This window comes from Acidovorax sp. KNOB132 (assembly GCF_057541515.1).
The window spans coordinates 1-4,692 of sequence record NZ_BAAJYT010000268.1 but is presented as its reverse complement, the minus strand read 5'-3'; the positions used below and the strand labels follow the sequence as shown (position 1 = coordinate 4,692).

5 protein-coding genes are annotated in these 4,692 nt (G+C 71.1%); 3 read left to right on the top strand and 2 right to left on the bottom strand.

Going from position 1 to position 4,692, the window contains the following annotated elements; genetic code table 11:
* Positions 1–315 (top strand): gamma-glutamyltransferase (locus tag AC27IO_RS20610; protein WP_498740508.1); only part of this gene is annotated, 315 nt, incomplete at its 5' end.
* Between the two features lie 43 nt (positions 316–358).
* On the opposite strand, the gene AC27IO_RS20605 is transcribed toward AC27IO_RS20610, so the two are convergent.
* A complete protein-coding gene (locus AC27IO_RS20605) occupies positions 359–1,330 on the bottom strand; it encodes a LysR family transcriptional regulator (protein WP_272565574.1) in 972 nt (323 codons plus the stop codon).
* A 144-nt stretch (positions 1,331–1,474) separates the two neighbouring features.
* Between AC27IO_RS20605 and AC27IO_RS20600 the strand changes: the two genes are divergently transcribed.
* Positions 1,475–2,680 carry a pyridoxal phosphate-dependent aminotransferase gene (locus AC27IO_RS20600; RefSeq protein ID WP_284431054.1) on the top strand — a complete coding sequence of 402 codons (1,206 nt, stop codon included), beginning with the start codon at positions 1,475–1,477 and terminating at the stop codon, positions 2,678–2,680.
* 67 nt (positions 2,681–2,747) lie between these two features.
* Positions 2,748–3,740 carry a Bug family tripartite tricarboxylate transporter substrate binding protein gene (locus AC27IO_RS20595; protein WP_498740506.1) on the top strand — a complete coding sequence of 331 codons (993 nt, stop codon included), beginning with the start codon at positions 2,748–2,750 and terminating at the stop codon, positions 3,738–3,740.
* A 60-nt stretch (positions 3,741–3,800) separates the two neighbouring features.
* On the opposite strand, the gene AC27IO_RS20590 is transcribed toward AC27IO_RS20595, so the two are convergent.
* A complete protein-coding gene (locus AC27IO_RS20590; protein ID WP_498740510.1) occupies positions 3,801–4,679 on the bottom strand; it encodes a DMT family transporter in 879 nt (292 codons plus the stop codon).
* Positions 4,680–4,692 lie beyond the last annotated feature (13 nt).

Sequence of the window (4,692 nt, the reverse complement as noted above, 5' to 3'; positions counted from 1 at the left end):
TTCGGCGTCATGGGCGGCCCCATGCAGTCGCAGGGCCACGTGCAGATGGCGCTGCGCGTGCTGCGCTACGGCCAGAACCCGCAGGCCGCCGCCGATGCGCCGCGCTGGCGGGTCACCGGCGGCCGGGGCGTGGCCGTGGAGCCGGGCTTCGATCCTGCCGTGCTGGCCGAACTGCGCGCGCGCGGCCACGAGGTCACCGTGGAGTCGGGCCACGGCGTGTTCGCCTTCGGCGGCGCCCAGCTCGTGCTGCGCGAAGGGGGCATCTACATCGCAGGCTCGGACCCGCGCAAGGACGGGCACGCCGCCGCGTTCTGATCGGCGCGTCCGGCACCCGCCATCGCCCGATGCCGCCAGCCGCTCAGGCCTTGGGGGGCCGGCGGCGGCCGGGCGGTGAGGGCTTGGCGGGCCTGGCCGGCGGGTTCAGGGAGGCCTGGTTGGCTTTCAACGAAAAGTCGCACACCTGGGCCGCCAGATCGACCATGCGCCGGATCGGCAGGCTGAAGCTGTCAGCCCGGTAGACCGCGCTGTAGACCATGGGCGGCGGCATGGGATCGCTTTTGACGATGCGCAGCAGCCCCTGCCGGATGTCCTCGCGCACGTAGTCCAGGGCCAGCTGGCTGATGCCGAAGCCGCTGATGGTCAGCTCGCGCAGCACCGTCGTGCTGTTGGTGGCGAAAACCTGGTTGAAGCGAAAGCCGTGCTCTGCGCGCCAGGCGGCGTAGAAGCGGTTCTTGGAGGCGCCGGTGGACTGCTCCAGCATCGGGTAGGCCTCGAACTCATGCGGCAGCAGCGGCCGCTTCGGGATCTTCAGGCGCGGGCTGGCCACCCACAAATCCTCGACCTGCCCGACCTTCACGGTTTCGTACTCCGCGCCCCAGAACGTGCCCGGCATGATGGCCAGGTCGATGCGGTTGGCCTCCAGTCCCTCGAACAGTTTCAGCCCCGCATCCACCACCGGCTCCAGCATCAGCGCCGGATGCTGCTCCTGCACGCGCTGGATGAACCGCGTGAGCCAGGTGAGCGCCGTCAGCTCGGTCACGCCCACCCGGAAGGTGCCGCGCAGTGGATGGTCGGCGCTCACCTCCTGCTCGATGCGAACCCGCAGGCGCTGCGATTCCTCCGCCAGCGGCACGAGCTGCCGTCCGGCATGCGTGAGTTCCAGGCCGCGCGGCGTGCGGTGCAGCAGCGGCGTGCCGCAGCTGGCCTCCAGCTCGGCCACGCGCTTGGAAATGGCGGACTGGGTGGTGTGCAGGCGCGCTGCCGCGGCACTGAAGCTGCGAAGCCGGGCGCTGAAGAAGAACGCTTCGAGTTGCCGGAAGGTGATGTTCATGCCGCGCCACTGTACGGCAGCCCCCCACGGGCAGGAAGAAATGGAATGGCCGCGCCTGCCAATTACTCGTTTGTGCCGCTGCGGTGCGCGCCGGATACTGGCCCTCACCCCGGTCCGCCGGCCTTTGCGAACACCGCCCCTTCCATGCTCCACATCGCGCCCCGCCTTCACCGCATCCAGCCATCCCCCAGCTCCATGGCGGGCCAGCGCGCCCGCGCCCTGCGGGCGCAGGGGCGGGACATTCTTGGCCTGACGGCCGGCGAGCCCGACTTCGATACGCCCGATCACATCCGGGAGGCGGCCGTCCGCGCCATGGCCGCGGGCCAGACGCGCTACACCGACGTGGGCGGCACGCCGGCGCTGCGCGAGGCGATCGCGCACAAGTTCCGGGCCGAGAACGGGCTGGACTACGGCGTGAACGAGATCATCGTGGGCACGGGCGCCAAGCAGGTGATCTTCAACGCCCTGATGTGCACGGTGGCCGAGGGCGACGAGGTCATCGTGCCCGCACCCTATTGGGTGTCCTACCCCGACGTGGTGCGGCTGGCGGGCGGCGTGCCCGTGTTCGTGGAGGGGCCCGAGGCGCTCGGCTTCAAGCTGCAGCCGGCCGACCTGGAGCGGGCCATCACGCCCAGGACGCGCTGGCTGGTCCTCAACTCGCCCAACAACCCGAGCGGCGCCACGTACTGCGCCGCCGAACTGGCCGCGCTGGCCGACGTGCTGGAACGGCATCCGCATGTCTGGGTGCTGACGGACGACATCTACGAGCACCTCATCTACGACGGCGCCGCCTTCGCCACCATCGCCCAGGTGGCCCCCGCGCTGAAAGCCCGCACCCTCACCGTCAACGGCGTGTCCAAGGCCTATGCCATGACCGGCTGGCGCATCGGGTACGGGGCCGGGCCGGCGCAACTCATCCAGGCCATGGTCAAGCTGCAGTCGCAAAGCACCTCGGGCGCCAACGCCATCGCGCAGGCCGCAGCGGTGGCGGCGCTGACGGGCCCGCAGGATTTCGTGGCGCAGAGCCGGCGCATCTTCCAGGAGCGCCGCGATACCGTGCTGCAGGCGCTGAACGCCATCGATGGCCTGCACTGCCACCGGCCGCAGGGCGCCTTCTACCTGTTCGCCTCCTGCAGCGCGTTGTGGGGCCTGCGCACGCCCCAGGGCACGCCTATCCGCAGCAGCGACGACTGGATCCTGCACCTGCTGGAGTCCGAAAACCTCGCCGCACTGCAGGGCAGCGCGTACGGGGTCGGCACGCATTTCCGCATCTCGTTCGCCGCCGGCACCGACGAGCTGCTGGAAGGATGCCGGCGCATCGCCCGCGCCCGTGCATCGCTGGTCGCCTGATGCCTCGGCCACTGCGTCTCCCGCTCCGCCCCGTCCCGTCCCACCACGCCCCGTTCCAAGGATCGCCATGAACCGCCTGTCGCTTCGCCCCTTCCTCGCCCTCGCCTCGGTACTCGGAGTGGCCGCCGCGCTGCAGGCCACGGCCGCGCGGGCCGCGGACCCGTTTCCCTCCAAGCCGGTGCGCATCGTCGTCGGCTTCTCGCCGGGCGGCTCCAACGACATCGTCGCGCGGCTGATCGCCCCCAAGCTGGCCGACGCCCTGGGCCAGCCGGTCGTGATCGACAACCGGCCGGGCGCGGGCGGCAACATCGCCGCCTCGGCGGTGCTGTCGGCCCCGCCCGACGGGACCACGCTGCTGATGTGCACCACGGGCACGCTGTCGATCCAGCCGCACCTGATCAAGTCGCTGCCCTTCAATCCCGAGACGGATCTGCTGCCCGTCACGCAGATCGCCAACGCGCCTTACCTGCTGCTGGTGAATGCCGCGCTGCCGGTCAAGACCGTGGGCGAACTGGTCCAGTACGCCCGGCAAAGGCCCGGCGAGCTCAATTTCGCGTCGTCCGGCAACGGCACGGGTGGCCATCTGGCCGGCGAAATGCTCAAGTCGCGCGCGGGCATCGACATCGTGCACATCGCCTACAAGGGCACCGGCAGCGCCATGGCCGACGTGCTGTCGGGCCAGGTGTCGATGATCTTCGACCAGCCGGTCAGCTCGATGCCGAACGTGCGCTCGGGCAAGCTGCGGCTGCTGGCCGTGGCCAGCGCCCGGCGGCTGCCCGGCTTTCCCGATGTGCCGACCGTGTCGGAGACGGGTGTGCCGAATTTCGACCCGGTGACCTGGACGGGCCTGTGCGCCGCCAAGGGCACGCCACCCGCCGCCATCGCGCGCGTGCAGCAGGAAGTGGCCAAGGTGCTGGCCATGCCCGAGATCGCCCAGCGCCTGGTGCAGGACGGCCTGGAGCCCGTCGGCAGCACGCCACGGCAGTTCCGGGAATTCCTGGTGGCGGACAAGCAGAAATGGGGCCGCGTGATCCAGGACGCCGGCGTCAAGCTCGACTGAGCACCCGCGGCGTCACGCCTCGGCCCGACCTCCGTTCCGAAGTCACGGGGAAGGCAGGGGCTACCGCGTCTCGCGCACGGTGAGCCAGGCGCTGGCGGCCCCGCTGAGCACGATGGCCGCGATGCCCGCCAGCGACCAGGCGTCCGGCACATGGCGGAACAGCAGCCAGCCGGCGAGCATCGCGAAGCCGATCTGGCTGTAGAGGAACGGCGCGATCGTCACCGGCGTCGTGCGCGCATAGGCCTGGAGCAGCAGCATGTGCCCCACGGCGCTCGACAGGCCCATGGCGAACATGCCGGCCCACAGCCATGGGTCCGCGATGGCGGTCCAGGCGAACGGCACGCCCACCGACACCAGCGCCGCGGCCAGCCAGCCGGTGTAGAGCTGCGTGGTGGCGGGGCTCTCGTGCCCCGCCATCTTGCTGCTGATGACCTGGTAGCCCGTGCCGGTGGCCAGCAGGCACAGCGGCCAGAGCATGGCCCAGGTGAAGGCCTCGCCCCCCGGGCGGATGATGGCCAGCGTGCCCGCCAGCCCCAGGACCACGAGCGCCCAGCGCGGCGCGCTCACCCGCTGGTGCAGCCACAGCGCCGCCACCACCGTCACGCACAGCGGCGTGGCCGCCACGATGGCGTTGAACTCGGCCAGCGGCAGGTGCTGGATGCTGATGAAGCCGAAGAGGCTCGTGGCGGCGAACAGCACCGCGCGCAGCGCCTGGAACCGCGGCTGCGTGGTGCGCAGCACGGCAACGCCTTCGCGCTGCAGCACGAACACCGTGGTCAGCAGCGCCTGGAACAGGTAGCGCAGCCACAGCGCCATGAAGAGCGGCACGGCGGCGCTGACCCATTTGGTGGTGGCGTCCAGCACCGCGAAGCATGCGCAGGCGCCCACGGTGAGGCCGATGCCCGCGACGGCCGCGCCGCGGCTGCGCAGGGCGTGCAGCGGCGGCGGGGGC